The organism is Erwinia sp. E_sp_B01_1 (assembly GCF_036865545.1).
Taxonomy (GTDB): domain Bacteria; phylum Pseudomonadota; class Gammaproteobacteria; order Enterobacterales; family Enterobacteriaceae; genus Erwinia.
This window is the reverse complement of record NZ_CP142208.1, coordinates 2,761,315-2,787,755: the sequence shown is the minus strand read 5'-3', so window position 1 is coordinate 2,787,755 and position 26,441 is coordinate 2,761,315. Positions and strand designations below refer to the sequence as shown.

At 53.3% G+C, this 26,441-nt stretch carries 22 protein-coding genes and 1 pseudogene; 15 read left to right on the top strand and 8 right to left on the bottom strand.

The genetic code is table 11. From position 1 onward, the window contains the following. Positions 1-77: 77 nt before the first annotated feature. Together VRC33_RS13185 and VRC33_RS13180 are read right to left on the bottom strand one after the other, a co-directional pair. Positions 78-2,018: an Ig-like domain-containing protein gene (locus tag VRC33_RS13185; RefSeq protein ID WP_338556547.1), complete on the bottom strand. Its 1,941-nt coding sequence runs from the start codon at positions 2,016-2,018 to the stop codon at positions 78-80. 478 nt (positions 2,019-2,496) lie between these two features. Next, positions 2,497-2,985 carry a MarR family transcriptional regulator gene (locus tag VRC33_RS13180; protein ID WP_338556545.1) on the bottom strand — a complete coding sequence of 163 codons (489 nt, stop codon included), beginning with the start codon at positions 2,983-2,985 and terminating at the stop codon, positions 2,497-2,499. A gap of 193 nt (positions 2,986-3,178) precedes the next feature. Here VRC33_RS13180 and VRC33_RS13175 point away from each other — a divergent pair, with 193 nt between their 5' ends. After that, complete coding sequence (locus VRC33_RS13175; protein ID WP_338556543.1) at positions 3,179-4,651, top strand: UbiD family decarboxylase; 1,473 nt, start codon at positions 3,179-3,181, stop codon at positions 4,649-4,651. 67 nt (positions 4,652-4,718) lie between these two features. Further along, a complete protein-coding gene (locus tag VRC33_RS13170) occupies positions 4,719-5,750 on the top strand; it encodes a helix-turn-helix domain-containing protein (RefSeq protein ID WP_338556541.1) in 1,032 nt (343 codons plus the stop codon). A gap of 35 nt (positions 5,751-5,785) precedes the next feature. Here VRC33_RS13170 and VRC33_RS13165 read toward each other — a convergent pair whose 3' ends face one another. Continuing rightward, the gene (locus VRC33_RS13165; RefSeq protein ID WP_338556539.1) at positions 5,786-7,168 is read right to left on the bottom strand and encodes an MFS transporter; all 1,383 of its coding nucleotides are present in this window, start codon (positions 7,166-7,168) and stop codon (positions 5,786-5,788) included. Positions 7,169-7,255: 87 nt separating this feature from the next. Beyond that, on the bottom strand, positions 7,256-8,164 hold the full coding sequence (gene yddG / locus VRC33_RS13160) for an aromatic amino acid DMT transporter YddG (protein WP_338556537.1): 909 nt from the start codon (positions 8,162-8,164) through the stop codon (positions 7,256-7,258). A 388-nt stretch (positions 8,165-8,552) separates the two neighbouring features. Here yddG and VRC33_RS13155 point away from each other — a divergent pair, with 388 nt between their 5' ends. From VRC33_RS13155 to VRC33_RS13140, 4 genes are all read left to right on the top strand, one after another. Continuing rightward, a complete protein-coding gene (locus VRC33_RS13155; protein WP_338556535.1) occupies positions 8,553-9,452 on the top strand; it encodes a dihydrodipicolinate synthase family protein in 900 nt (299 codons plus the stop codon). Positions 9,453-9,463: 11 nt separating this feature from the next. Continuing rightward, positions 9,464-10,966, top strand: coding sequence for an aldehyde dehydrogenase (locus VRC33_RS13150; RefSeq protein WP_338556533.1), 1,503 nt, complete (start codon positions 9,464-9,466; stop codon positions 10,964-10,966). Further along, positions 10,966-12,315 (top strand): FAD-binding oxidoreductase, encoded by a 1,350-nt coding sequence (locus VRC33_RS13145; RefSeq protein WP_338556531.1) that lies wholly within the window; start codon positions 10,966-10,968, stop codon positions 12,313-12,315. Before VRC33_RS13150 ends, VRC33_RS13145 begins: the two co-directional genes overlap by 1 nt. A gap of 109 nt (positions 12,316-12,424) precedes the next feature. Further along, positions 12,425-12,745: a hypothetical protein gene (locus tag VRC33_RS13140; RefSeq protein ID WP_338556529.1), complete on the top strand. Its 321-nt coding sequence runs from the start codon at positions 12,425-12,427 to the stop codon at positions 12,743-12,745. Here VRC33_RS13140 and VRC33_RS13135 read toward each other — a convergent pair. The 4 genes from VRC33_RS13135 to VRC33_RS13120 all read right to left on the bottom strand — a co-directional run bounded on the left by VRC33_RS13135 (position 12,735) and on the right by VRC33_RS13120 (position 15,982). After that, on the bottom strand, positions 12,735-13,676 hold the full coding sequence (locus VRC33_RS13135; RefSeq protein ID WP_338556527.1) for an alpha/beta hydrolase: 942 nt from the start codon (positions 13,674-13,676) through the stop codon (positions 12,735-12,737). The two genes, VRC33_RS13140 and VRC33_RS13135, sit on opposite strands and share 11 nt — an antisense overlap. Before the next feature lie 77 nt (positions 13,677-13,753). Further along, the gene (locus tag VRC33_RS13130) at positions 13,754-14,365 is read right to left on the bottom strand and encodes a TetR/AcrR family transcriptional regulator (RefSeq protein WP_338556525.1); all 612 of its coding nucleotides are present in this window, start codon (positions 14,363-14,365) and stop codon (positions 13,754-13,756) included. A 194-nt stretch (positions 14,366-14,559) separates the two neighbouring features. Further along, positions 14,560-14,979: a translesion error-prone DNA polymerase V autoproteolytic subunit gene (umuD, locus tag VRC33_RS13125; RefSeq protein ID WP_338556523.1), complete on the bottom strand. Its 420-nt coding sequence runs from the start codon at positions 14,977-14,979 to the stop codon at positions 14,560-14,562. Between the two features lie 256 nt (positions 14,980-15,235). Beyond that, positions 15,236-15,982 carry a YoaK family protein gene (locus VRC33_RS13120; protein ID WP_338567343.1) on the bottom strand — a complete coding sequence of 249 codons (747 nt, stop codon included), beginning with the start codon at positions 15,980-15,982 and terminating at the stop codon, positions 15,236-15,238. Between the two features lie 220 nt (positions 15,983-16,202). On the opposite strand from VRC33_RS13120, the gene VRC33_RS13115 reads away from it, so the two are divergent. The 9 genes and pseudogenes from VRC33_RS13115 to cheW all read left to right on the top strand — a co-directional run bounded on the left by VRC33_RS13115 (position 16,203) and on the right by cheW (position 26,391). Then, on the top strand, positions 16,203-17,384 hold the full coding sequence (locus VRC33_RS13115) for an HD-GYP domain-containing protein (protein ID WP_338556519.1): 1,182 nt from the start codon (positions 16,203-16,205) through the stop codon (positions 17,382-17,384). Between the two features lie 342 nt (positions 17,385-17,726). Next, a complete protein-coding gene (otsB, locus tag VRC33_RS13110; RefSeq protein ID WP_338556517.1) occupies positions 17,727-18,536 on the top strand; it encodes a trehalose-phosphatase in 810 nt (269 codons plus the stop codon). Then, positions 18,511-19,941: an alpha,alpha-trehalose-phosphate synthase gene (otsA, locus tag VRC33_RS13105; protein ID WP_338556515.1), complete on the top strand. Its 1,431-nt coding sequence runs from the start codon at positions 18,511-18,513 to the stop codon at positions 19,939-19,941. The genes otsB and otsA overlap by 26 nt, the downstream gene beginning before the upstream one ends. Before the next feature lie 933 nt (positions 19,942-20,874). Beyond that, a complete protein-coding gene (gene flhD / locus VRC33_RS13100; protein WP_338556513.1) occupies positions 20,875-21,228 on the top strand; it encodes a flagellar transcriptional regulator FlhD in 354 nt (117 codons plus the stop codon). Next, positions 21,228-21,806 carry a flagellar transcriptional regulator FlhC gene (gene flhC, locus VRC33_RS13095; protein ID WP_338556512.1) on the top strand — a complete coding sequence of 193 codons (579 nt, stop codon included), beginning with the start codon at positions 21,228-21,230 and terminating at the stop codon, positions 21,804-21,806. The genes flhD and flhC overlap by 1 nt, the downstream gene beginning before the upstream one ends. A gap of 133 nt (positions 21,807-21,939) precedes the next feature. Continuing rightward, positions 21,940-22,827 (top strand): flagellar motor stator protein MotA, encoded by an 888-nt coding sequence (gene motA, locus VRC33_RS13090; protein WP_338556510.1) that lies wholly within the window; start codon positions 21,940-21,942, stop codon positions 22,825-22,827. Positions 22,828-22,830: 3 nt separating this feature from the next. Further along, a pseudogene (gene motB, locus VRC33_RS13085) lies at positions 22,831-23,870 on the top strand (flagellar motor protein MotB). A gap of 10 nt (positions 23,871-23,880) precedes the next feature. After that, positions 23,881-25,869 (top strand): chemotaxis protein CheA, encoded by a 1,989-nt coding sequence (gene cheA, locus VRC33_RS13080; RefSeq protein WP_338564294.1) that lies wholly within the window; start codon positions 23,881-23,883, stop codon positions 25,867-25,869. 24 nt (positions 25,870-25,893) lie between these two features. Continuing rightward, the gene (gene cheW / locus VRC33_RS13075) at positions 25,894-26,391 is read left to right on the top strand and encodes a chemotaxis protein CheW (protein ID WP_338556507.1); all 498 of its coding nucleotides are present in this window, start codon (positions 25,894-25,896) and stop codon (positions 26,389-26,391) included. The last annotated feature ends 50 nt before the right edge of the window (positions 26,392-26,441 follow it).

The window sequence follows — 26,441 nt, the reverse complement described above, 5'->3', positions numbered from 1 at the left end:
GACAGGCTGGCTTGTTAAGCCGGAGCAGAGAGGTCTGCTCTGGCAGGTCAGCTATACGGATTTTCTGAACCGGTAGCTTAAACCAGCACTGCGTTGTGCTGTAACAGATGGTCAGCGAGCGTGTAGGGCGAATCGGCCACCAGGTTACTGTCGATTGAGGTAGCCGGAGCAGAAACCGCAGCAGCAGCCTCATGATCCCCGACAGAAGCCGCAACCGTACTTATGCCAGCCGTATCGCTCTCTGTTACAGGCGAGTAAAACGCCAGCAGCTCATCCATATTTAACGGGGTCGAATGTGAGGCCACCGTGACATTTTCACTGGCCGAGGCAGTATTCCCGGCGCTGTCATGGGCGGTGACTTTCAGCGCATAATCACCGTCATCCAGCGGCGCCAGCTCTCCGGCGAGAATGGTCAGCGCCCATTTGCCGTCGGCCTTGATCGTCGAGCTGTAGCTTTGATCGCCCAGCGTCAGGGTAACAATGCTGCCCTGATCGAGATGGGTCGAGCTGCCCTGAAGCAGATGCCAGGTATTCACGTCATCAGCATCTATCACTTTGTCATCAAACGGCGTATTCAGCGTCAGCGTCGGCAGGTTATGGGTTGCCACGTTGAAGAAATCGGTCAGCGTGCGCGTGTCGGTATTGCCATATTCATCCCAGCGGTGTGCGTTAGCGGTGACCGGGCCCTCTGCCAGCTCAAGCAGATCGGCGCTGGGTAGAGTGATCATGCCGTGATCCGGCTGATAGGTTTTGCCGTTGATCTCCAGTTCATTCACGCCTTCCATATAGAAACTCAAATCCTTCTGCGCCTCCTGGAAATTCAGCGTCATGTCGCCACCAATATCCATCTCGCAATACACCGGAATAAATCCTGTGACGATATTCAGCTCATGAGTCATGTCGGTGTAATTTTTAGCGCCGTCAAAGTACCACGCATGGATCTCACCATTCTGGATAAAGCCCGGCATATCGGCGGCAGTAACCAGCAGTTGCCAGTGCCCCTGCGCATCGATCGTCGCATGATGCTCTTTACCGTCGGCGCCTTTAAGCACCAGCTCCTGACCTGCTGCAATGGCAGAGAGCGAGCCGCTGAACAGGAGATCCTGCTGGCTTTCGGTAAGGTTAATCACGTTGTCAGCAGTGACGCTATCAAAGTGAATCGAAGGGACGCTGCTCATATGGGTGATCAGCGTCATGTCGTGAGTCACGGTACTGGTTTTGCCGTTAGGATCGACCGCGGTGACAGCCAGGCCATAGACGCCATCCTGCAGAGCGTGCAGCTGATCGGCGCTGAAGTGACCTGTCCAGCTGCCATCACTGTTTGCTGAAGTGAGAACGGTGGTGGTGCCCAGCTTCAGGATGATCTTACTGCCGCTGGCCATATGGGTTGAGGTGCCGCTGATATCCACCCCGTAAATGCTTTCCGCTACGTTAACCGCGTTATCACCGCTTACAGCATCGACCGTGACTGTGGGCTTGAGGGTTTTATCAACATAGACGCCGAAATCCACTGAAGTATCGGTACTGTTGCCTGCTTTATCGGTAATCGTGAGCTTCAGAGTGTAATTACCATCCTCCAGGCCTTTTAGTACCGCAGGCGGCATTGATGCGTTCCAGTAGCCCCACTTGTTCACCGTGCTTACCCAGCTTTGATCGTTGAAGGCCAGGGTCACCGTAGATCCTGCTTCACCGGGGGCCTGGCCGCGCAGGTGTATAGTCTTGCCTGCTTCCCAGGCGGCGATTATGCCGTCAGCGGCGATCGGTTCATAAGGCCTCAGCGCCGCTGGCGCATCAGTATCCGGTGCGGCGGCGGCAAAAGTATGCAGCACTGGCGCACTGAGGGTGCTTTCCGCTGCCAGCACAGCGCTGCTGGTATTTTCCGTTAACGTAACAGTATCAGACAGTGAACTGCGGCTGGTGGCCGCGGAAGCAGCCGTTTCGGACACGGCAAAATCGCTGACGGCGGCCTGAAAAAGAGATTCAAGGCGGACAGCGCGGTAGTCATTAGTTTGTGACATAGGTAACCTCGGTTCAGAAATTGGACGCGCAAGTCATCAGCAGCACTCATGGGTACCGGATGACGGATCGGCTTAGCAGGCCAGACAAAACGGCCCGTTTCACTGGAAGGAACGGGTTACCTACAGGTAACAAGGAATAATGTATGCATCCCTTTTCCGGGACAAAGAAAAGTGCGCCATGCTGATTTTATGCTCTTCACGGGAGATGCCGCTTAAGCTGCTCACACCCTAATCGTTCAGAAGATTAATGGATAGTGGCGAAAATCTGAAAGCGCGATTATCACGCCGTGAAAGTAAAAAAAACATGCTAAGGCTCACATCCCCGATGTTCTCATCAGATTTTGTTAAGAGTGGGGCCTTTGCGGGAAAACCCAGGTTCCAGCGATCCCCGTGATTATCTGGAGCCTGGCAAAAAAGCGATGAAGAAGGGGGGCAGGATAAAATCAGAATGTGCGGCAGTGCGGGGCGCAACTGAGGGTTACTTCCCCATTATCCTGTCCGCTTCTGCTCTGTCCTGCACCCCGGTCAGCTTACTTAACAGGCGTTTGAGATCTGCAATCTCTGCCACGGTCATCTGAGCGGTGAGTAAAGCCTCCGCCTGCTGCGCCTCGCCGGTCATTTTCTCCAGCATGCTCTGCCCGTCCGGGGTGAGGGAGACCAGTTTCCTGCGGCGGTTAGTCGGGTCGGAATCTGTGACGATCAGGCCTGCCTGCGTCATGCGATCGATAACGTAGGTGCCCGTTGCCTTATCAAATCCGGCCCGGCTTCCCAGCGTTTGCTGATCGCAGCTCTCCATTTCAGCCAGCACCACCAGAATAGCGTACTGAACCGCTGACAAACCGGTAGTCACAGTTGCCGACCAGGTGGCCGTGGAGCGTTGACCTGCGCGACGGACCAGGTGCATCAGCGCCGATGCGCCGTTTGGCCACAGAGGTGCCGCCAGAACTAATTCAGTGTTTTCTGCCATGGTTTGCCCTGACTAAAAAAGTGAGATAGATATTGTTTGAACACAAACAGTTCGTGTATAAACAATAGCACGATCGCCCGGTGTAGGGAAGGGCTGGAAGGTTTGCAGCAGCCTGATTTGTAGTGGAAAAGCGGTTCTGACCCGGTCACGGGAAAGGGGGCTTTTGAGGTAATAAGGCATAAAGGAACAGCAGATGAGCTATTTTAAAGACCTGAGAAGTTATATTGCCGCGCTGGATGAGATGGGCGACATCATGCATATCCGGCGCGAAGTCGATGGTGATTACGAGCCGGGAGCCATCACTCGCCGTAGTTATGAAATACAGTCGCCTGCTCCCCTGTTTGAAAATATTCAGGGTGTGGAAGCCGGCTTCCGCCTTTTTGGTGCGCCCGCTGCGCTCTCTTCAAATGCGGATATGCCCTATGCGCGGGTCGCTCTTTCTCTGGGGCTGGCGGCAAAGTCATCCGGCCCTGAAATCGTCAATGCGCTGTCAGCGGCACGCCATCTTCCCATTATTCCTCCGGTACTGGTTAAATCCTCTGCCGCTGCCTGCCAGCAAAACATTCTGCAGGGCGAAGAAGCCACTCTGGATCGGTTTCCCATCCCCTTTGCCCACGAGCACGATGGCGGACGGTACGCCAATACCTGGGGAACGCTGATTGTTAAAACCCCTGACGGGCGCTGGGTAAACTGGTCGATTGCCCGCGTGATGAAGGTCGACGGGAAGAGAATGGTTGGCCTGATGGTCCCCAGCCAGCATATCGGTCAGATCTGGGCCGAATGGGTGGAGAAGGGCGAACCTATGCCTTACGCGTTAGTGCAGGGACCGGCCCCCGCTATTTCCTGCGTTTCCGGAATCCCAATCCCGGCTGAAGCCAATGAAGTGGATTATATTGGTACTTTGGCGGGCGAACCGGTTGAACTGGTGAAAGCGGTCAGCATCGATCTGGACGTTCCTGCCAGCGCCGAGATCGTCATTGAAGGGCATGTCTCACTCACCCGCGATTGCCAGGAAGGCCCCTATGGTGAATATGGCGGGTATCTGGGCACCGGCTCTTCCGCACAGCCAACCTTCCATGTTGAGACGATCACCTACCGGGACGATCCCATCTGGCCACTGGTGGTGGCAGGGCGTCCGGCTGATGAGTCACATACTCTCTGGGCGATAGGGATCGCTGCTGATGCGCTGACTCATCTGCGGGCTGCCCAACTGCCCGTCACTACGGTATGGATACCTGAAGGCGCTGCTGTTCACTGGTTTCTGGTGATTGTGCCGGAAAACTGGCGCGATAAGTTGCCGGGCCTCTCCAGCGAAGAGTTTGCTCAGCGTGTCGGAGAGGTGCTGTTCAAAACCGGGGCGATGTTATTTATTCCCAAAGTATTCCTGGTGGATGATGATATCGACCCGACGTCACTGAAGGATGTGGTCTGGGCCATTTCCACACGAGTGCATCCTACTGGTCGCCGTGTGGTGTTCGAAGACCAGCCTGTGGTGCGTCTGCCACAGTGCTATACAGAAGCAGAGTATCAGGCCAGGCGCGGGCCAAAAATAGTTTACGATACGCTGCAACCTGTTGGCCGTCATCGCCACTCCTCTTTCGCTGAGGCTTACTCAGCAGAGTTACAGGAAAGGGTGCTGGCTAACTGGCCGAAAGATGCCGGTTAACCCGGCGTGAAAACAGGGTCTGCCCGGCGGACCAGACAGAGCTGAGAGCGATCAGGAGTGAATCCCCGTGTGCCCACAATATGCGGTAAATGCCGATGTGCCCCCCATCAAACCAGATTTGCGTGTGGGGTTTGTACTGATGAATCACTTCACGTTGATCTCTCTGGCCGGGCTGGTGGAGTCGCTGCGTTTTGCTGCGGATGAATCCTTTACCAGCCGGCAGATTTTTTGTCAGTGGGAATGGATGACCTGGGATAACCAGCCTGTGACTGCCAGCTGTGGCTTACCCGTCACGCCGACGGCGCCGTTGGATCTGGATGCGCACTGGGATTATGTGGTGCTGGCGGGGGGATTACTGCAGGAAACGCGTAATCCCCCGCCTTCCGTGCTGGAGGCCGTACGCAAATTACATGCGCGCAAAGTACCCATTATCACGCTTTGCAGCGGCTCTTTTATTCTGGGCAACGCCGGATTACTGAACGGAAGGCAGGTTGCCATTCATTTCACCACCCGTGACGAGTTCCGCCAGCGTTTTCCGCTGGCAAAACCGGTTATTGATAAAAGCTATATCAACGACCGCGGCATCATCACCTGCCCTGGCGGCACAGCCATTGATTTAGCCGCCGATCTGATTCGCTGGCATTGCGGAGAGATCCGCGCGCAGAAAGGCCTGAAGTACCTGCTGGTGGATGAAGACCCGGGCAGAAAATCCAGCAAAAAACGTCGCGAGAAAGAGGGGGAACAGGCGGTTTATGAGAGCGATCTGGTGATAAGAGCGATCGAATTTATGAAGCATCACCTGGACATACCGACCCCGCTGGAAAGCCTTGCCAACTTTCTGGGCGTGACCGCCCGTCAGTTGAATCGCGCATTTATAGTCGGAACCAGTGAAACAGCTTCAGCTTACTGGCGTAAGTTAAGGCTGGAACATGCCCGTAAGCTGATGGCGAACTCCAGTTACACCATCAATGCCATTGCCAGCGCCAGCGGTTTTGCTGACGCCTCGCACCTGATCAGCTGGTTTCGTAAGCAGTATGGCGAAACGCCTGCCACCTACCGTAAGCGCCGTCGGGAAGTTGAACAGCTCCTGAAATCATAATGCGCTCCGTATGCGGGCATACGGAGCCGGCCCAGTCAGGGATAATTTCTCCGCGGTTCGCCCAGGCTAATACGCGAGGGAGTCTCCTCAGTATCCGGGAGTGCCGAAGCCTGATTGAGATCGAGAGAGCGGGTTTCAGGTGCCAGCATCCAGGCAACTATCAGGCCAACCAGCGTGATGCCTGCGGCAATATACATGGTGGATCCGATACCGATAGATTGCAGTGAAACCGGCACCAGATAAGTCCCTACTGCCGCGCCTATGCGTGACATTGACGTCCCTATACCTACGGCGGCTGCGCGGATATCGGTGGGGAAAATTTCATTGGGGTAGACCAGCTGCAATACCTGCGCACCGCCGATAAACAGCGCGTAAGCGCCAAACATCAGTAAGATAACCCAGGAGGGCCCGTCACGCAGTAAGCCCAACAGCATCAGTGCAATGCCGGACCAGAGAAAACTGTGAATCAGCAGGCTGCGACGGCCCATGGTGTTCACCAGGCGCGTGGCGATAATACAGCCCACCACAAACAGCATGGTAATCGCCACCGATCCGTAAGAGGCCCAGTTACCGCTGAGATGCAGCGCCTGCAGCACCCTTGGTGCAAAAGCATATACCGCAAATACCGGGATCACTGAACAGGTCCAGAACAGGCTGATGAAAACCAGTCGTTTTCCGTAGCCGGAATGCAGTAAATCGCTGAGGGTACGTTTCACACCGTCGCTCTGTTCGGGCAGGTTAGCCAGGCCAAAGTCGGGGCCATAAACCTGTTTAATGACGCGATCCGCTTCCTGCCGCCGGCCCTTACCAATGAGCCATCGCGGAGATTCAGGCGTGCCGAGACGGATAATAAACAGAAGCGCACCAATGATGGCGGTACTGGATAACGCTAATCGCCAGGCTTCTGCGCCGCCGAAATTCATGATCGCTTCACCCAGAATGTAAGCGGTAGCCGCCCCTGCAAACCATAACAGGGTCAGTGCAGCCAGGCGGGGGCCGCGATATTTTTTAGGTAAGAATTCCACCAGGAAGGAGGTGGCGACCGGGTATTCAATCCCCACGGCAACCCCGATCATAAAACGCAGAACAAACAGCGTGATACCACTTTCGACCCAGTACTGGCTGACTGAACAGACGATAAACAGCGTGGGGCCAACGAAATATAACAGGCGGCGGCCCAGCTTATCCGTAAGAAGCCCGCCAAAGAATCCGCCAAAAAAGATCCCTATTAATGCCGACGCGGCAATCATCCCTTCCCAGAATGCGGTCAGGCCCAGAGCCGGTGAAACCTGGGTCATGGCAATACCGATAATGCTTAATACATAACCGTCAACGAAAGACCCGCCCCCGGAGCGGAGAGTTAATATTTTATGAAATCTGTTCAAAGGTACATCTTCGATGGAAACTGTTGCAGACATATCAGCCCCTGTCTTTTTTCTGTTTATGGATAAGTGGGAGGGCGTCCGTAAAAGGGTTATTTACCGGAGCCTACCCCGCCACTGTGATTACACTTCTTGTTTGATATTTACCGCAGTACGCAACCGCGTTGACCACCAGCAGATAAAAGAGCCGAAGCTGACCATGGCAGCCCCCTGCCAGAAGGAGACGGAGAGATCTGAACCCAATATAAGGGCCGCCAGCAGGGCGGAAATCACCGGAATAAAGTAGGAGGCGGTAGCAAGAACGGTGACGTTGCCGTGCAGGATCCCGGTATTCCAGGCCGCGTAGCCAAATCCCATCGCACAGGCTGCGAGGACCAGACTGATGATCCCGTGCAGGCTGACGTTAAAAGGCACCTGCGGCGCGGAGAGATATTTAATCCATAGCGTCATGGCGGTAAGCGTAAAAAACAGGGTGATGCCATTGCAGCCACGGGCAATTTTACTGGTGACGACACAATACACCGCCCAGATGATAGCGCCGGTAAAGGCCAGCCCGTAACTCAGGGGATTGGAATAAATATTTTCACTCATCTCCCGGAAAGAAAATCCATTGCCGCCGCCAAGTACCAGCCCTATACCCGCCACCGACAGCAGTAGGCCGGGGATAATCACCAGGCTGGTTTTTTGTTTGTTGATCAGCACCGACAGCAGGATGGTCATGCCGGGCCAGAGATAGTTCACCATGCCGACTTCAATGGCCTGGGTGCGGGTATTGGCAAATCCCAGAGAGAGCGACAGGCAAAGTTCGTAACAGACAAACAGCAGGCTACCGAAAATTAAATAGGCGCGTGGAAAAGTGCTGAGTTTTGGCAAGCCAACGGTGAATATCAGCAGTACAGCGCTGAGCGTGTAAATTAACGCTGCGCCACCGACCGCGCCAAATCCTTCACTGACGCTACGGATTAACCCGACTATTGCGCTCCAGAGAACGATGGCAATTAAACCAATCATTGTTGCCTTCTTCTGTGTCATTTCACCTGAACCTCTTACCAAAATTGCGCGATGGCTTATTGGTCATTGTTAATATCCCGTTAAAACCCTGCATTAGGATTAAGCGTATTTGGCGGCGCTGTAAACGGGGTTGGCGAGGTCATCAGTGAGAATTGTGATCGGTTTAAAAAATATAATAGAAAAATATCACTACCAATTAAATGGTGTATACCACTGATATTTATCAGTTAATTTATTTTACGCAGTTAAAACATTCTATTGTTGGGTATTTCCGTCTTATTTCCTGAAGGGGCAAAAAAATAGCACACGTTGACCGCGCAATTTTTTGCATGCAAATATTTAACAAACGCCACAAGGCTTGCCGGTCCCTGGAGTAAAAGGGATGAAAATTAAAACCTGGAGAGATGTAATGAAATTCGATGGCATTTTAACCCCTGCGGTCACCCCCTATAACGCTGAAGGTGAGATTGATCGTAAGCGTTTTGCAGATGTGCTGGAGTCGCTGATTGAAGCGCGGGTGCAGGGCATTATTATCGGCGGGTCTACCGGCGAATATTATTCGCAGAGTGCTGAAGAGCGCACGTTGCTGGCCGGGCTGGCGCGTGAAGTGATTGGCAATCGCCTGCCGCTGATTGTGGGCACGGGCGCTACACGCACTGAAGATGCCGTGTTTTACGCCAAACATGCCAGAGAGATCAAAGCTGATGCCATCCTGGTAACCTCACCTCCCTATGCCGTCCCGACTGAGAAAGAGAATGCCCACCACGCGCTGACCGTAGATAAAGCTGCGGGCCTGCCAGTCATGCTTTACAACTACCCGGGCCGCATGGGAATCAGCATGGGCGAGGAGTATTTCACGGAAGTCAGCCGTTCTCCCAACGTCGTGGCGATCAAAGAAAGCTCCGGTGACATGAACAACCTGCACCTGCTGGCGCTGAAGTTCCCCCATATCGCACTGGCCTGCGGCTGGGACGATCAGGCGCTGGAATTCTTCGCCTGGGGCGCACGCAGCTGGGTGTGTGCCGGTTCAAACTTTATTCCGCGTGAGCATGTTGCCCTTTATGAAGCCTGCGTGGTGGAAAAAGATTTCGATAAGGGGCGCAAAATCATGGCTGCCCTGATGCCGCTGATGAACTACCTCGATGGTGGGAAATTCGTGCAGTCGATTAAATATGGCTGCGAGCTGAAAGGCCTGCCGGTTGGCGATGTGCGTTCACCGTTGTTGCCGCTGGCTGAGCAGGAGAAGGAAAAGCTGCAAAGCGTCATTGACGATGTAAAACGTAACGTTGCTGCCGTTACGGTAGGGTAAGGAGAGCGGCCATGAGTTCTGTTGATTATCAGTTAATAGCCAAAAACCTGACTTTACCCCAGCAGGCTTTTATCAACGGTTGCGCCTGTCCGGCGCAGTCTGGCAAAACCTTTGCCACCACTAATCCGGCAAATGGAGAACTACTGACCACTATCGCCGCCTGCGATGCCCGCGATGTGGATCTGGCCGTAAGCCACGCCCGCGAGGCGTTCAATGACGGCCGCTGGCGTCTTCAGTCGCCGGGTGAACGCAAGCAAGTTCTGCTGAAACTCGCCGACCTGCTGGAGGCGCAAAGTCAGGAACTGGCGGTGATGGAGAGCCTCGACAGCGGCAAGCCGGTCAACGAGTGCCTGACGGTTGATGTGCCAGAAACCCTGAATGTGCTGCGCTGGCATGCAGAAACGATCGATAAGTTGTATGACCAGACCGCCCCGGTGGGCAATAACGCGATGGCGATGATTATCCGTGAGCCTGTTGGCGTAGTGGGCTGCGTGCTGCCGTGGAATTTCCCCCTGTTGATGCTGGCCTGGAAAATAGGCCCGGCACTGGCCGCCGGCTGTTCGGTGATCGTTAAACCGGCAGAAGATACCTCGCTGACGGCGCTGCGGGTAGCAGAACTGGCCTTCGAAGCCGGCCTCCCGGCAGGCGTGCTGAATGTGGTGACCGGAACAGGGAAAGAGGTGGGCGAACCCGTGGGGCTGCATACCGATATTGATATGGTCAGCTTTACCGGCTCAACGGCAACGGGCAGGCGTTTTTTGCATTATGCGGCTGAGTCAAACCTCAAGCAGGTGGTGCTTGAGTGCGGCGGCAAAAACCCGGCGGTGGTGCTGGATGATGCAGAAGATCTCGCCAGCGTGGCGGCCCATATTCTTAACGGGGCTTTCTGGAACATGGGTGAGAACTGTTCAGCAACTTCCCGTCTGCTGGTGCAGCAAGGCATCAAAAAGCCGCTGCTGGAAGCCATGCTGGCACAGATGGATGAGTGGAAAATGGGCGACCCTCTGGATCCCACCATTCGCCTCGGTGCATTAATTAACAAAACGCATTTTGCCAAAGTCAGCAGCTACCTGGATCAGGCCCGCCTGGAAAAGCTGAAGATCTTATCTGGTGGAGATACCCGGCAGGGCGCTTATGTACAGCCGACAATTATTGATGGGGTGACGCGCGACAGCAAACTTTTCAGGGAAGAGATTTTTGGCCCAGTGCTGGCCGTAACCACCTTCAACACGCTGGAAGAAGCGATTGAACTGGCCAATGACACGCCTTACGGCCTGGCAGCCTCGGTCTACAGCGGTAACCTGCGTAATGCACTGACGCTATCGAAAGCCATCCGTGCCGGAACGGTCACCGTTAACTGCTTTGGTGAAGGCGATGCCACCACGCCGTTTGGCGGCTATAAAGAGTCTGGTTTTGGCGGGCGTGACAAATCAGTCCATGCGCACGATCAGTACACTGAGTTAAAAACCCTCTGGATTGATCTTTCTGCAGGCCAGAAAGGTGGAGCAGCCTGATGAGCAACCACATTATTCGCCGCTTGCCGGTTGATACCGGCAGATCGGGATGGGAAGCCATTTCCCAGCGTAACACGCCTGTTAATTCGTTATCGGGGGATATCAACGCCGACTGGCTGATTGTCGGCGGCGGCTTTGCCGGTCTTTCCGCTGCACGCAGGCTGGCACAGCTGCGTCCCGGAGAAAAAATTGTGGTGGTCGATGCGCATGAAATCGCCACCGGCCCGGCGGGACGCAATTCCGGTTTTATGATTGATGTTCCCCACAGCCTCTCTACCGGGGAGTATGCCACCGGAGGGGCTGAGGCGACCACCTTTGAAATAGCCCAGAACCGCCTGGCAATTGCTTTTGCCCGTAATGCAGCGGAAGAATATGGCATGTCGCCGCGGACCTTTAATCCCAGCGGAAAAATTAATGCCTCGGCTTCTGAACGCGGCGAAAAAATGAATGCCAGTTACGCCATATCCCTGGGGAAAATAGGCGAAAGCTACAAATGTTTAGACCGAAATGAAATGAAAGAGATTACCGGTTCTGCTTATTACCACAACGGCCTTTATACGCCCGGTGCGGTAATGATTCACCCAGCGCAATATATCCGCGACCTGGCTGCCGGACTGGCGAATAAAATAGCATTATATGAACACTCTCCGGTGGTTCAGCTGAGCCGGGCAGGTAAACAATGGCGCGCCTTTACCCCACAAGGCACGGTGACGGCGGATAAAGTTATTCTTGGGGTAAATGGACATATCGAAGATTTTGGTCACTTCAAAGGCCGGTTAATGCACATCTTTACCTACGCTTCTATGACGCGGGGCTTTGATGGTCACGCCCCAGGCGGCAGGGGGACCGGGCAGGAGAGTTGGGCATTGCTGCCTGCCGATCCTATGGGGGCCACGCTGCGTAAAATTACCACCGATCGCGGGGAGTCGCGCATTGTTATTCGTACCAGGTTCACCTACGACCCAAGTATCAGGGTATCGTCTGAGCGCGTGGCAAAAATCGCGGCAGAGCAACGTCTTTCACTGGATGCACGTCATCCTGAACTGAAAAACCTGCCTTTTGAAAACAGTTGGGCTGGCAGACTCTGTCTGAGCGTAAACAGCGTCCCGGCGTTTGGCGAAATTGAAGAAAATCTCTTTTCCGCCTGCTGTGAAAATGGACTGGGCACGGTGAAAAGTACCCTGGCAGGGATCATGACAGCCGAACTGGCCACACAAACCCGCTCTGATTCATTACAGAGCTACTGCGGCCAGGCCGATCCGAAACGCATTCCACCCAACCCGGTGGCATGGATGGGGATCAATTCAGTGATCCGCTGGCAGGAGTTCAGAGCCGGGAAAGAAGGCTGAATCATTCAGTTAAGTCACACACTTCAGTTTATTAATCAGTAAGGATGGGGAAATAAGACCTCAGGTGCTTATTCGTGTCGTACCATCCGTCTTTACAGGGTTGAAAAAAATGAACGGCAATGAATTACTTAATCGCCTGCATTTTTACTACTGCATTATTATTGCAGTGCGGATATATGAACGTCAGGTTTTAATTACTACACCCGCTCAGACCAGCCGTTTTTTACTTAAGTGGTTGCACAACGCGCAGTGCAATAAAAACTTCAGTGCTGATTTATCCGGCGAGCTTATCTGGCTGCGCAATAAAATAGTCAGGGAGGGCGTAAAGGTGGATTATCTTCCGGTGCTTAATAATATTTATCAGCAGGGCAGAATGCTTTTTCTGAGCGCGCCAGAGGGACTGACGCGTTCAGAACAGATTACTGAATAAAAAACTTGCTGAGTTCGCTGGCAATCGCCTCAGGCTGTTCCTCCGGCAGGAAGTGTCCGCAGTGCGGCACCAGTACGCCCGACACATCTTCAGCAAAAGGCCGCAGCGGTGAGGCCATATCGGCAATAGATCCTTCACTGGCGCTGACAGCCAGCACGGGCATTTTAAGTTTCCCTCTGGCTTGCAGCTCCTTGTTTCGGGCGGCGGAGAGTGGGGCAGAACGGTAATACGCCAGGCCTGCGCGTAAGCCGCCGTTGAGCATCAGCACCCGCAGGTATTCATCGATCTCCTCAGCGGAGAAAACATCCGGGCAGGCGGTTTTCCTTTTTAAAAACCATTCAATGTAGACCCGTTCGTGTCCGGCAATCAGCGCTTCTGGCAGATCCGGAATAGTATGGAAGGCAAAGTGCCAGGTTTTCCACGCCTTATCCGGCGTGGCGGGCAATGCATCCGGCAGGGTAATACCGGGGATACCGGCATCCAGTAAGGCCAGGCGTTTGACCTCATTGCCGTAGAGGGCAGCATAAGGCCAGGCAACCCAGGCCCCGACATCATGTCCGGCCAGATAATAGTGCTGCACCTTGAGCAGGCTCAGCAGCCCGTGAACTTTCTCCGCCAGGGCGCAGGTATCATAACCGCTTTCAGGACGGTCAGAATCCCCCTGGCCTGGCAGATCCGGCGCAATAATCTGGTAAGTCTGGCCCAGTAATGCCATGACTTTTCGCCAGGCATACCAGCTCTGTGGAAAGCCCGCCAGCAGCACCAGGCTTTCTCCCTCAGGATTTCCGCCCGTCACGTAATGCAGCCTGACGCCGTCAACGGTGGCGTACCTGTGGCTAAAGCCGTCCAGCCCGATGACAGGGCGCGCGGCGGGTTGTGCCTCAGCCTGGCGAAGGGATAAAGTCTTTACAGCGTCGTTTCTGGTATTCATAACAGACCTCATTGGGTGACCGGTGATAACCCCGGCATTTAATTAGGAATCATTCATTTCCTAAATGGGTAAATTTTTTAATCGAGCAGTTTCATAGCCAGCACTATGGTGGCTTCCTGGTCGGCGATATTTTGCATTTTACCTGCCACACGCAAGCCAAGGGTAAGGCACAGAAGCAGTTCTGCAGCGGTCTCAACGCTCAGGCTGCGGGAGACCGATCCGTCCTGCTGGCCTTCGGTGAGCAGCGAGGCAAGAAAGCCCTTATTACGCATCACGGCACGCTGCACCAGCGCGGTGAGCGGCTCATCCAGCGCTTCAGTAGCGCTGCCCGCCACCAGACAACCCCGTCTTCCTTCCACATCCCGGGCGGATTCGAGATAAAAGCGCAGAACTTCCGCAAGCTTTTCACGCCCGTTGGGGCACTTTGCAAGGCGCTGAAGCAGTAACGCATTCCGCTGCGAGGTGTAGCGCTCAAATACCTGCAGAAACAGGGTCTGCTTATCTTTAAAAGCCTTGTAAATGCTTCCGGACGTGAGGTTCATCGCTTCGCTTAATTCTGCGACAGAGGAAGCGTGAAAGCCTTTGCGTCTGAACAGGAGCATCGCATTATCCAGCGCCAGATCCGTATCAAAGGCTCTGGGTCTGCCGCGCTCTTTGGTCTGGCTTTTGGTAAGAGATGAGGAATTCATAGTAGCTCACTAAGGAAACGATTGTTTCCAAAATGCCACAGAAAGGAGGTAATGGGAAGCTAAAGTCACCAGAGTGACTACAGGTTGCTGACGAATCCTGAAGCGATGGGAGCCTGAGCCTGCACTTTGCCAAAAACCTGAAGTCACTGTGGTGACCAATTGCCTGCTTGCTGTGGCTTACGATCGAATAAAGCTTACCTGGCGGAATAGATGATATAGGTCACCACACCAAACACGTTCAGCTCCTCTTCGCCATCAAGGCTGATAGCGGGGTAGTCCGGATTCATCGCCAGCAGCCTGATACAGGGAGTGAGCTGCAGTTTCTTCAGGGTGAATTCGCCATCTATGGCGGCAATCACCTGATCGCCATGCCGTGGTTTCAGCGAGCTGTCCACTACCAGCAGATCCCCGTCGTGAATATTACTCTCGATCATCGAATTCCCGGCGGCGCGGATAAAGTAGGTGGCGCTGGGGCGACTGACCAGCAACTCATTCAAATCGATCCTGGATTCCACATAGTCGGCGGCAGGGCTGGGAAAGCCGCAGGCAACGCGCTCCACAAACAGGGGAAGCGCAAGAGAAGGAAGGTTATCGGCCAGTTTATAAATGCTCATGGTCGTTACTCAATATCACTGTGTTTATATACAGTAACGGTAAAAAGCGCTTTCGGGCAAGTTATCTGCCAGTAAATTCCGGAAAGCGTCTGAAAAGGCAGGGAATTTAGTCGGAGAAATCTCAGGTAAGGGCTGCCTTAACCAAAACGTCAGGCTGGGATCCCTGCTGCCCGGAGAAAAATTTCTCTCCGGGACAGGGTGATACGTGCAACGCAGGGCAATCCATCCGGCAGGCAGATCTCAAAGCGGCTGCTGCTTATCCCCGCAGGGGGAAGAGGGCCCTTTTTTTCACGGTGTACAACGTCAGAGCGATAGCACTGGAGGCGATAAGCACCAGAAAAATCCCCACGGCAATCATGGAATGGAAACCGTACAGCTTAAACAGCAGCAGGCCTGCAATGCCCCCGGTCAGGAAGGAACTGATGGTGATTAAGTGGGTAAAAAACTGTTTTCGCTGAGCGCTGACCTGCTTTGAGGGATCGCGTCTGGCCAGCGTCATCATGATCGAGCCGAGAGCAATACCCGCATCGGTCAGCGTCCCGGTAATGTGGGTGGAACGTACCCGGCCATCGGACAGTTGAGTTGAGGTGGCATTGTGGATCCCCATCAGGAAACCTAAAAATACCACCGCTTCATGATTGTTTTTTGCTGAATAGAAGAAGATCTCAAATATTGAAGCGAGGATCAGCATTACGCCTTCAAGCAGCAAAATAAGGCTGAATATGGTTCTGAGGGTATTTCTGATGCCGCAGATGACCAGCAGGCGCGAGGTGAAGGAGCCCAGCACAAAAGCGGTGATGATGGAGGCCAGCAGCAGCAGGTCACTTAAATCAGAGGTCGACACTTCGGAGGAGAGTTGCGAGGTGTTCCCTGACATATGTGAAGGAAAAAAACCAAAGGCACCCAGGGCCATGGCGTTCAGGGTTCCTGCCGTGGTCGCCAGTACCAGCGCCAGATGGCGATCCTCAGTATGGGTTCGGGTTCTTTTTCGTTTGATCAGCATTTTCACCTCTTCGTCGGTTTAGTTACACATCGGCGTCCTGGTAAAACGCAAAGACCAGTATAGCTGCCCCTGGGGAGCCAGGGCGCATTGCCCGCCGGGATCGGGGGGGGTAAATGTAAAAATTAAGTAAATGCCATAACCGTGAGGAGTAACTATTGAAGGTTTTACCATCAGAGCCGATACCAGTGCTGAATGGAGGAACAGGCAGACGAGGCAGGAGATGATAAAGCGAATTCAGGTACAGGAGCTGCGCATCGGGATGTATGTGCACAAGCTGGAGGTTTTCTGGCTGAAACATCCGCTGGTGCGTAACGCCATGCTGCTGACCGACGACGTACAGATTCAGGTAATTGCCGAAAACGGCATCAAAGACGTCTGGATAGATTTGAGTAAAGGCCGTGGGCCGGATCAAAACGACACGGGCGAGCAATCAGAACCGGCTACCGCCACGCGTGGCGCGGTAAGCATGTACGAAGAAGTTGAACAGGCGCAAGCCATCTGCCTGCACGCTAAAGGGCAGGTGATGGACATGTTCAGCGATGCCCGCCTCGGACGGACTATCGACACGGGCGGGACACTGCCGCTGGTGGATGAGATCAGCGGCTCTATCAGTCGCCATCCTGCGGCATTGTTGAGCGTGGTGCGGCTTAAAACGCATGATGACTATACCTATCTGCATTCGGTTGCGGTCTGTGCGCTGATGGTTTCTCTGGCCCGGCAGCTGGAGCTGGAAGAGGAACAGGTCCGGCGCGCAGGCACAGCCGGGCTGTTGCATGATGTGGGCAAGGCCGCCATACCGCTGGATATTCTCAACAAGCCTGGCAAGCTGACCGATGCCGAGTTTGAGATCATGAAACAGCATCCACTGGCAGGCGCCGATCTGCTGGAAAGAAGCGGCGGCGCGGAAGACCTGGTCGACGTGGCCATGCACCATCATGAAAAGGTGAATGGCAGCGGCTATCCGCACCGGCTCAAGGGTAAAGAGATTTCGCTGCTGGCGCGTATGGCGGCGGTCTGTGATGTGTATGATGCCGTCACCTCTAACCGGCCCTACAAAGAGGGCTGGAACCCGGCCAGTGCCATGCATCAGATGGCCAGTTGGGAAGGACATTTCGATCGCAAAGTGTTTTACGCCTTTGTAAAAGCGGTGGGTATTTATCCGGTTGGATCGCTGGTGCGCCTTGCCTCAGGGCGGATTGCCGTGGTGGCCGAACAGGCTGGCGACTCGCTGTTGCAGCCTAAAGTCTGCGTGTTCTATTCTCTGACCACTAACCTCTCGCTTCCCCCTGAGATAGTCGATCTGGCCGATCGCTTCTGCTGGGACAGCATCACCGGCCCGGAAGAGTCCAGGGTATGGAAAGACACAGACGTCAATGCGCTATGGATGAGGCCCGTTGCCTGAGCAACTGACCCGAGGCGGAGGGAACTCCGCCTGTGCCTTTTCTCCCCTCTGTCACTGGCAACTCACTGTTACTTTTTCCGAGTCTTTCCCCGCGATATTTCGCCTTTCTCCTATGTCTTTTTTCCGGCAAATTTGACAGTCTGGCTAACCGGAAATGGGCTTTAAGCCGCGTATTTCCTGGCAAACCCGGGATCGGTGTCTATACTCTATCTTGATATTATTGCGGTTTCCTCGTGCGTTGTAGGTGAATCAGATACGCCATCTGACCCCGCCAACGTGAGTCGGACTGATGAAAAGCCCGATGAACGTATCGCCGTAACACACTCAATCAGGAGGAATACTTTGAACATCCAGAACGAACCCTGGCCTCAGTTATCCGCCAGTGGACGCTATGCATTTTTCTTTGATGTGGATGGAACGCTGGCGGCGATCCAGTCCCGCCCGGATGAAGTGTTTATCCCTGAGCAGGTCATCGCTAACCTCGACCGCTTAAGTCAGTTATCTCAGGGCGCGGTGGCACTGGTTTCTGGCCGACCGATGGCTGAACTGGATGCCCTGGCCTCACCTCTGCATTTCCCGCTGGCTGGCGTACATGGCGCAGAACGCCGTGACGCTCAGAATCAGATTGAACGCCTTTCACTGCCGGATGACGTGGCCAGTTCTCTCGCCGCCTTGTTGAGTGAAGCCATGGCTAAAATGCCGGACACGCAACTTGAAACCAAAGGAATGGCCTTCGCGCTGCATTATCGGCGTGCGGAACATTTTCAACAGGAGGTGCTGGCGCTGGCACAGTCAATGACCGAACGTTTCCCGATGCTGGCTCTGCAACCGGGCAAATGTGTCGTGGAACTGAAGCCGAAAGGCGTGAATAAAGGGGCAGCGATTGAAGCATTTATGCAGCAGCCCCCTTTTGCCGGAAGAATTCCGGTATTTATTGGTGACGATTTAACCGATGAAGCCGGGTTCAACGTTATCAATGCCATGGACGGTGTAGCCATCAAAGTGGGAGAGGGTGAGACCGTTGCCGCACACCGGTTGCCGGATGTGCCAGCTGTCTACCACTGGCTTGAGCAAACACTATTACAACTAGATCAAGACGAATCAACGTCAGTAAGGAGTCATGGTTATGAGTCGCTTAGTAGTCGTATCTAACCGCATCGCTATACCCGATGGGTCAAAAGCCAGTGCTGGCGGTCTGACCGTTGGCATTATGGATGCGCTGAAAACCACCGGTGGACTGTGGTTTGGCTGGAACGGCGAAATCAATGAGATTGGTGAAGATGACGAAGCAATGGATATGTTTGAACAGGATAACGTTACCTATGCTTCGTTCGGGTTAAATCAAAATGATTATGACCTTTATTATCTGCAATTTTCTAACGCCGTAATCTGGCCAGCCTTCCACTACCGTCTTGACCTGGTAAACTTCCAGCGTGAAGCCTGGGATGGCTACTGTAACGTGAATACCATGCTGGCGAAGCGCCTGCTGCCGTTACTGAAGCCTGATGACGTGCTGTGGATCCACGATTATCATCTGCTGCCTTTTGCTGCCGCACTGCGTAAGCTGGGCGTGACCAATCGCATCGGGTTCTTCCTGCATATCCCGTTCCCCACCCCGGAAATATTCAACGCGCTACCGCCTCACAATGAACTGCTGGAAATGATGTGTGATTACGATCTGCTGGGCTTCCAGACAGAAAGTGACCGCACAGCCTTCCTGGAGTCTCTGTCCCTGATGACGCAATTGCAGACCAGCGGTAAACAGCATTGTGCCTTCGGCCACCATTTTGCTACTGAGGTTTACCCTATTGGTATAGAGCCGGACAGTATCAAAGAGATGGCCGAAGGGCCGTTGCCGCCGAAGATGGCGGCGATGAAGAAAGATCTGGGTGATGCGAAAAATATTATTGCCTGTGAGCGTCTGGATTATTCGAAAGGTTTGCCTGAGCGTTTCCTCGCCTATGAGGCGCTGCTGGAAAACTATCCGGAGCATCACGGGAAAATCAGGTATTCGCAGATTGCCCCGACCTCACGCGGTGATGTGCAGGCTTATCAGGACATCCGTCACCAGCTGGAAACGGAAGCAGGGCGGATTAACGGCAAGTATGGCACCCTGGGCTGGACACCGCTGTACTACCTTAATCAGCATTTCGACCGTCGGCTGCTGATGAAAATTTTCCGCCTGACTGATATCGGGTTAGTGACGCCGCTGCGTGACGGGATGAACCTGGTCGCTAAAGAGTATGTGGCGGCTCAGGACCCGGAAGATCCTGGTGTGCTGGTACTGTCTCGCTTTGCAGGGGCGGCCAATGAGCTGACTTCTGCGCTGATTGTGAACCCTTACGATCGCGATGAAGTTGCTGCTGCCCTGAACCAGGCCGCAACCATGCCATTAAACGAGCGTATTTCCCGCTATAACGACATGATGGCGGTATTACGCAGGAACGATATCACCCACTGGCGTAAAACTTATCTGAAGGATTTGCAGGCCGTTCCGCTACGCACTAAAGAGAAGGGGGAGGCCCACAAGGTCGCCACCTTTCCACGACTAGCATAATTTATGCCAGCATAAACAAGGGCGATCCTGGATCGCCCTTTTTTTTGCGACACAGGTCTTAAAAGAGTAATTCAGGGCTGGCTTAAGGGCAGATTAAGAGCCATTTATAAGAAAAATAACGAAAAAAATGACTTTTTCCTAAAGATGCATTTCTCACTGCCGATATTAGTTAAGAGAGCTTCAGCCCGACTTAAACATTCACGTCACTTATGTAACTGTCCGTTACACCCCTTTGCACCCTCTTAACACAAGCCTGGCAAGGCTTACGAAACACTATCGCTTCCTGCCAAAAACATGCGGTCTGTCACATTTAACATTCCATACACCCCGCTGATATTACCCCTGAGTGATTACTTTTATATCACGCCACACCCCTATATATCAGCTAAAAACACTGCTTTTATTATTTTAAGTAGTGTTAAATTCTGCTTCAGATCAAAATATCGCTTCTCAGCGGCGTAATACTCGTAAAGGGAATCATTTTCATTTGAAAATGTTTACATAATGTAAAAAATTAACAAAACAGGCTGATTTTGGCTGTTTATTGAGCTAATCAACAGCGTTACTAAAGGGTCATTTTTAAAAAAAACCGGGAAAAGTGTGATCTGGATCACACTTTATCTAAAATTTTAGCTGGCTCTCGTTGTATGTCTAAATCAGAGGGGATAAAGTTGCGTTGTTTTCGGAATAGTCCTAAAGGGCACTCAGAAAACTCCGGGATTCCCACAGGGGGTCGCGAAAAAGAAATGGACGAAGTAACTGGCAAAATGGGTTTTATGACTACTTTCTGTTTGCGCCCTCAAGGTCGCTGACAGCTTCGCGAACGTTTGGCTTCTGCCACTAAATTTTTGCCACTTGAGAAAACAACAGCAACCTGGTAGCGGCGCAATCCGTAACGTTTAAGTAGTGTCAGTCAGAATGGATGGAATGAAAATGGGTACATCAGAATTACTCAAACATATTTACGATATCAACTTGTCTTATTTGTTGCTTGCGCAACGCCTTATTAACCAGGAAAAAGCGTCGGCAATGTTCCGTCTGGGTATCGATGAACAAATGGCTGATGCACTCTCTCAGTTAACATTGCCTGAAATGGTGAAGCTGGCCGAAACCAATCAACTGGTTTGTCAGTTCCGTTTCAACGACCACAATACTATTACCCGGTTAACTCAGGAATCCCGCGTGGACGATTTGCAACAAATCCACACCGGTATCCTGCTCTCCAGTCGTTTATTACGTAACGTCTCTGGTAAAGACCAGGAATTGCCCAAGAAGAGGGCCAGTTAATGGGCGAAAAAAGTATTGTGCAGGAAGCGCGTGATATTCAACTGGCGATGGAATTAATTACGCTGGGCGCACGTCTGCAAATGTTAGAAAGCGAAACTCAGTTAAGTCGCGGTCGCTTAATTAAATTATATAAAGAACTGCGCGGGAGTCCGCCACCTAAAGGCATGCTGCCTTTTTCTACCGACTGGTTTATGACCTGGGAACAGAATATCCACTCTTCGATGTTCTGTAATGCCTGGCAGTTCCTGCTGAAAAGCGGGTTGAGTAAGGGTGTGGACGCGGTAATCAAAGCGTACCGCCTCTATCTTGAACAGTGTCCGCAACAGGACGAAGGCCCGCTGCTGGCGCTGACCCGCGCCTGGACCCTGGTCCGGTTTGTTGAGAGCGGTATGCTCGAATTGTCCGACTGCAAATGCTGCGGCGGAAGCTTTATTAATCATGCGCACCAGCCTGTTGGCAGCTTTGTCTGCAGCCTGTGCCAGCCGCCATCCAGAGCGGTAAAAAGACGTAAACTTTTGGCAGAACCTGCCGATAACATTTCACAACTGCTGGATGAACAGGTTAAACAAGCCGTTTAATATTGCTCACCAGGTGGAATGAATCCAGCAGCGGTTAATAACCGCTGCTTTTTTTTTGCCCATGCCTGGTGAAACGACCTGAAATACTCTGGTTAAACTAAAACCCACACGTCACCGGACGTAAGGAACTATTGTGTTAATAATTTTGGGTTATATCCTGGTAGTCGGGTCGGTGTTGGGTGGCTATGCCATGGTGGGGGGCCACCTTGGTGCGCTTTATCAACCTTCTGAACTGTTAATCATCGGTGGTGCCGGTATTGGCGCATTTATCGTGGGTAATAGCGGCAAGGCGATTAAAGCGACCTTTAAGGCCCTGCCATTATTAATGCGCGGCGCAAAATATAATAAAGCCGTCTATATGGATCTGATGGCATTGCTCTACCGTCTGATGGCTAAATCCCGCCAGCAGGGGATGCTGTCACTGGAAGCGGATATTGAAAGCCCACAGGACAGTGAAATTTTCTCTAATTACCCGCGCATTCTTGCCGATAAAAGATTAGTCGACTTCATTACCGATTATCTGCGTCTGATGGTCAGCGGCAACATGAACGCTTTTGAGATTGAAGCGCTGATGGACGAAGAGATTGAAACTTACGAACACGAGTGCGAAGTGCCGGCAACGGCGCTGCAAACGATGGGGGATTCCCTGCCGGCATTCGGTATCGTGGCGGCGGTAATGGGGGTTGTGCATACCCTGGCTTCGGCAGACCAGCCACCGGCAGTACTGGGCGAGTTGATTGCTCATGCGATGGTCGGAACCTTCCTGGGGATCCTGCTGGCTTACGGATTTATCTCGCCGTTGGGCGGGGTTCTTCGCCAGAAGTGTGCTGAACAGACCAAGATGTTGCAGTGCATAAAAGTGACATTGCTCTCCAGCCTGAATGGCTATGCGCCACAGATCGCCGTTGAATTTGGCCGTAAAACGCTTTACTCAACCGAGCGACCATCCTTTACCGAGCTGGAGGAGCATGTCCGTAACGCAAAATCACCGGCGAAACAGACCTCGGATCAGGACGCATAACGCATGAAGCATAACAATCATCCCATTATTGTTGTCAGGAAAAAAAGCATAAAGGGCATGAGGGCGGGCATGGCTCATGGAAAATTGCTTATGCCGACTTTATGACCGCAATGATGGCTTTTTTTCTGGTGATGTGGCTGATTGCCGTTTCTGACCCTAAGGGTTTGACGCAAATTGCCGATTACTTTAAGACGCCACTGAAAGTTGCCGTGACCGGCGGGCCACGCTCCAGCGACAGTACGAGTGTGATCCCTGGTGGCGGTAATGACCCTACCCAGAAGGAAGGGGAAGTCAGGAAAGTGGTGGATATGGATGCCCAGAAACGCAAACTGGATGAGATTCGCCTCAACCGGCTGCGTGAAAAACTCGACCAGCTGATCGAAGCGGACCCAAGGCTGAAAGCCCTGCGTCCTCATCTGATCATCAATATGGTGGAGGAGGGACTGCGCATCCAGATTATCGACAGCCAGAACCGTCCAATGTTTAAAACAGGGAGTGCAGAGGTCGAGACGTATATGCGCGATATTTTACGCGCTATCGCCCCGATTCTTAACGATATCCCGAACCGTATCAGCCTCGCCGGCCACACTGATGATTTTCAGTATGCCAATGGTGACCGCGGATACAGTAACTGGGAACTTTCCACCGATCGGGCTAACGCCTCACGTCGTGAGCTGGTGATGGGTGGACTGGACAGCGGCAAGATGCTGCGAGTGGTAGGGATGGCCGACACCATGAGATTAAAAAATCGCGGGGCGAATGATGCCGTTAACCGCCGAATCAGTTTGCTGGTATTGAACCATGATACTGAAAAACAAATAGAGAAAGAGAACTCGGAAAGCGACGCTGTGCAAATCAGCGACAGCGATACGGGCAGTCTTAGCAAAATCGTCGCGCCGGTGTTACCCACCGATGCCACAAAAACACCAGACCCTCAACCTTCAGTGGCTGAGCCAGCAGGAACTCCGGCAGCAACAGGCGCAGCACCACCTGTGACCCCGGCACCTGCGGCGCAGACCGATCGCGACTCACAGCAGAGGTGATCCCGTGAGCATGGATATCAGCGATTTTTACCAAACGTTTTTCGATGAAGCCGATGAATTACTGGCCGACATGGAACAACACCTGCTGGGATTAGACCCGCAGGAACCAGACTCGGAGCAGCTTAACGCTATTTTCCGGGCAGCCCATTCGATTAAAGGCGGAGCGGGTACTTTCGGGTTTACTGTGTTGCAGGAAACCACGCATATCCTGGAGAACATCCTGGACGGCGCACGACGCGGTGAAATGCAGTTAAGCACCGATATCATCAACCTGTTTTTGGAAACCAAGGATATTATGCAGGAACAGTTGGATGCCTATAAAACCGCCACGGAACCTAATGCCGCGACGTTTGAATATATCTGTCAGGCGCTGCGTCAGTTAGCGTTAGAAGCCAAAGGTGAAACGATCGAACCGGCGAAAACGCTGGCCCCGGTCAACACCCCGGCAGCCCAGGCAGCGGCTGGTCTGAGACTGGCTCTGGTGGATCTGAAACCCACAGAAATTCCGCTGATGCTGGAAGAGTTGGGTAATCTGGGCACCGTCTCTGACGTGATCAAAGGCGAGACTTCTGTTGAAGTCACGCTGGACTCCTCCGTGAGTCAGGATGACATCACGGCGGTACTCTGTTTTGTGATTGAAGAGTCGCAAATCAAGTTTCTGCCTGCCGGTGCTGCACCGCAGGCTGCTGCCGAACCGGCAGTGGATGTAGTGGAAGCGGCAGAAGAGCCGGTAGCACCGCTGGCAACCGTCAGCGACATCACGCCAGCGAAACGCGAAGCACCGAAGAAAGCGGCGGCTACGAAAGCCAGCGAATCGACCAGTATCCGCGTTGCGGTAGAAAAGGTAGACCAGTTAATCAACCTGGTCGGCGAACTGGTGATTACACAGTCGATGCTGGCTCAGCGTTCCGGTGAGCTGGACCCGGTGGCACACGGCGATCTGCTGAACAGCATGGGGCAGTTAGAGCGTAACGCCCGTGATCTGCAGGAATCGGTGATGTCTATCCGTATGATGCCGATGGAGTATGTCTTCAGCCGCTTCCCGCGTCTGGTTCGTGACCTGGCCAGCAAGCTGGGCAAAGAGGTGGAACTGACCCTGATGGGTAGCTCAACCGAACTGGATAAGAGCCTGATTGAACGCATTATCGATCCGTTAACGCACCTGGTGCGTAACAGCCTGGATCACGGTATTGAAACCCCGGAAAAACGTATAACCGCAGGCAAACATGCCGTGGGTAACCTGACGCTTTCCGCAGAACACCAGGGCGGCAACATCTGCATCGAAGTGGTCGATGACGGTGCCGGCCTGAACCGTGAACGTATTCTGGCGAAAGCGCTCTCTTCCGGACTGCCGGTCTCCGAAAACATGACCGACGAAGAAGTGGGCATGCTGATCTTTGCGCCTGGCTTCTCAACGGCGGAGCAGGTGACTGACGTTTCCGGACGTGGCGTGGGCATGGACGTGGTGAAACGGAACATCCAGGAGATGGGTGGTCATGTTGAAATCTCGTCCAGGCAGGGCAAGGGCACGACGATCCGTATCCTGCTGCCGCTGACGCTGGCAATCCTTGATGGCATGTCCGTTCGCGTGGCAAATGAAGTCTTTATTCTGCCGCTCAACGCCGTCATGGAATCTCTTCAGCCGCTGGCTGACGATCTGCACCCGCTGGCGGGTGGCGAACGTGTGCTTGAAGTCCGTGGCGAATACCTGCCGCTGGTTGAACTGTGGAACGTATTTGATGTTCAGGGCGCGAAAACCGAAGCCACGCAGGGCATCGTTGTGATCCTGCAAAGCGCCGGTAAGCGTTACGCCATGCTGGTGGATCAGCTGATTGGTCAGCACCAGGTTGTGGTGAAAAACCTTGAAAGCAACTATCGCAAAGTGCCGGGCATTTCGGCGGCGACCATCCTGGGTGATGGCAGCGTGGCGCTGATTGTCGATGTCTCGGCACTGCAGTCTCTCAACCGTGAAAAGCGTGTGGCGGGAGCCGCGGCCTGAATTTAACCGATTAAGGGTAGAACTATGACTGGAATGGCAACTGTCACTAAACTTGCTGGCGAAACCGTAGGCCAGGAGTTTCTGGTGTTTACACTGGGTGACGAAGAGTACGGCATTGATATTCTGAAAGTGCAGGAGATCCGGGGATATGACCAGGTCACCCGCATTGCAAACACCCCGGCTTTTATTAAGGGTGTGACTAACCTGCGCGGTGTGATCGTGCCGATTATCGACCTGCGTCTGAAGTTCGCGCAGCCCGATGTGGTCTACAACGAAAACACCGTGGTTATCGTTCTGAATCTGGAACAGCGCGTGGTCGGTATTGTGGTGGATGGCGTCTCTGACGTGCTGTCACTGACCACCGATCAGATCCGTCCTTCACCGGAATTTGCGGTCACCATGTCGACCGAATATCTGACCGGTCTGGGCGCGCTGGGCGAACGTATGTTGATTCTGGTCGACATCGAAAAACTGCTGAACAGCGAAGAGATGGCTCTGGTCGATACCCTGCGTAGCGCCTGATCCAGCTTCCTTGAGGTAGTAAAGCCGGTCTCTGATGACCGGCTTTTTTT